Origin of the sequence: Bradyrhizobium sp. SRS-191 (genome assembly GCF_024586915.1) — a bacterium.
Classification (GTDB): Bacteria; Pseudomonadota; Alphaproteobacteria; order Rhizobiales; family Xanthobacteraceae; genus Bradyrhizobium.
In genome coordinates, this window is the sequence record NZ_JANBVS010000054.1 from 1 (window position 1) to 2333 (window position 2333).

General features: G+C 69.0%; 3 protein-coding genes and 1 riboswitch. All 3 genes read left to right on the forward strand.

Annotated features, from left to right (window positions below; all coding sequences use genetic code 11):
• Positions 1-936, forward strand: a 936-nt coding sequence (locus tag NLR35_RS33785) for a cobyrinate a,c-diamide synthase (protein ID WP_257170866.1), incomplete at its 5' end; no start/stop codon positions are given.
• Positions 933-1664 (forward strand): uroporphyrinogen-III C-methyltransferase, encoded by a 732-nt coding sequence (gene cobA, locus NLR35_RS33790; RefSeq protein WP_257170867.1) that lies wholly within the window; start codon positions 933-935, stop codon positions 1662-1664. The genes NLR35_RS33785 and cobA, both read left to right, overlap by 4 nt.
• Positions 1665-1707: 43 nt before the next feature.
• Positions 1708-1927, forward strand: a riboswitch (cobalamin riboswitch).
• 37 nt (positions 1928-1964) lie between these two features.
• A partial coding sequence (locus tag NLR35_RS33795; protein ID WP_257170868.1) for an energy-coupling factor ABC transporter permease occupies positions 1965-2333 on the forward strand: 369 nt, incomplete at its 3' end.

The following is a 2333-nucleotide window of genomic DNA, read 5'->3' on the forward strand; positions in this document are numbered from 1 at the left end:
CAGGCGCAGACGGCTGCGGCGATCGCCGCGGGGCTGCGCGATTATCGGGCCGGCGTACGCCTTGCGGGCGTCGTGCTCAATCGCATCGCCAGTCCGCGACACGAGGACCTGGTGCGGCGGGCGCTGAACGATGCCGGCATCAACGTTTTCGGCGCGCTGCCGCGGCATGCCGAGATCAGCCTGCCGAAGCGGCATCTCGGCCTGGTGCAGGCCGAGGAGCAGGCCGGGATCGGCAAGCTGATCGACGAGGCCGCGCGTTTCGTCGCCGAACATGTCGATCTCGACGCGATCCTGCAATCGGCGGCGCGCTGGTCGCCACAGCCCGCTGCGAATGGTCTGAACGTCACGCCGCCCGGGCAGCGCATCGCACTCGCCCGCGATGCCGCGTTCTCTTTCGTCTATCCGCATATGCTGGAGGCCTGGCGCGCGGCCGGTGCAGAAATCTTGCCATTCTCGCCGCTTGCAGACGAGGCGCCTGCCGCGAGCGCCGATGTCTGCTGGCTGCCCGGCGGTTATCCCGAGCTTCATGCCGGCAGGCTCGCCGGCAACATAGCCTTCCGCAATGGCCTCCGCGCCTTCTCCGAGACACGGCCGGTGCATGGCGAATGCGGGGGCTATATGGCGCTGGGCGCGGGCCTCACCGATGCCGAGGGCGTTCGTCACGAGATGGCGGGTCTGTTGGGGCTGGAAACGAGCTTTGCCAAACGCCGTATGCATCTCGGCTATCGTGTCGCCGAATTGTCGGCGCCCATGCCGGGCCATCGGCGGGGCGCGCGGCTGCGCGGCCACGAGTTTCACTATTCGACCATCCTCGCCCAGCCCGATACGCCGCTGGCGGTGGTGCATGATGCGACCGGGGCGGTCATCGCCGAGACCGGCTCGCGGCGGGGGCATGCCACCGGCACGTTTTTCCATCTGATCGCGGAGGACCGGTGAGCGGCTTCGTCAGTTTCGTCTCGGCCGGCCCCGGCGATCCCGAGCTGCTTACGCTCAAGGGGGCGGCGCGGCTGCGCGAGGCCGACGTCGTGCTCTATGACGATCTTGCCTCGGGCGCGATTCTCGATCTCGCCCGGCCGGGCGCCAATCTCGTCGCGGTGGGGAAGCGGGCGGGCCGGCCCTCGACCAAGCAGCACCACGTCAACCGCCTGCTGGTCGACTATGCCGCGACCGGCGCGCGCGTGGTGCGGCTGAAGTCCGGCGATGCTGGCATTTTCGGCCGGCTCGAGGAGGAACTCGAGACGCTGCGCGAGGCCGGCATCGGCTACGAGATCATTCCCGGCGTCACCACCGCCTGCGTGGCGGCGGCGGAAGCCGGCATTCCCCTGACCCGGCGCCACACCGCGCGCCGGGTGCAGTTCATCACCGGCGCCGACGTGACGGGCGATCTGCCGCCCAATCTGAACCTGGCGGCGCTGGCCGATCCCGAGGCGACCACGGTCGTCTATATGGGCCGCCGGACCTTTCCGACGCTGGTCGCAAAATTGATTGCGCACGGGCTGTCGCCCGATACGCCGGCGCTGTTCGCCGAATCGCTCGGACGGCCCGACGAACAGATGATCCGCACCACCATTTCCGAGCTGGCGGAACAGCTTGGGCGCGGCGGGGCTGCGAGCACGGCGGCCGTCATCCTGTACGGACCGCTCGCCGCGGAGCCCTCGTCCTGATGGCGCCGTGCCGGGACGGCCCTTGCGCCGGCTCCGCGAAAGGGGCACACAGGAGGAGCATGGTGCTCGACGCAGCGCAAAGCGCTGGAGCATAATCGGGAATGGGGACGGGCGGACCCAGTTGCGGCGCCCCAAACCCCAGCAGCCCCCGCGACTGTAAGCGGTGAGGGACTTCGATCCGCCACTGGGCCGCAAGGCCCGGGAAGGCCGAAGATCCCGGTGAACCGCGAGCCAGGAGACCGGCCGTGCATGGAGTGAACCAAGGCCGTCGGGTGTGACGGCAGGAAGGATCGAACGACCATGCATATCGAACCCGGAATCGTGTCGGGCGCCAAGCTCGTGCTGAGTTACGCCACCGGCATCGCCGCGGGCGGCGTTGCGCTCAAGCTTGCGGCCGAGACCGTGCGCGAGCAGGGCATCACCTCCTTCGCAGCGCGGACGCTGGCCACCACCGGCCTCGTCTTCACCTTCTTCGAGATCCTGCCGCACTTCCCGGTCGGCGTCTCCGAAGTGCACTTCATTCTCGGCTCGACGCTGTTCCTGCTGTTTGGTGCCGCGCCTGCAGCCTTCGGCCTCGCGTGCGGCCTGCTGCTGCAGGGCGTGCTCTTCGAGCCGCAGGACCTGCCGCAATACGGCATGAACGTCACGACGCTGCTGGTGCCGCTGTTC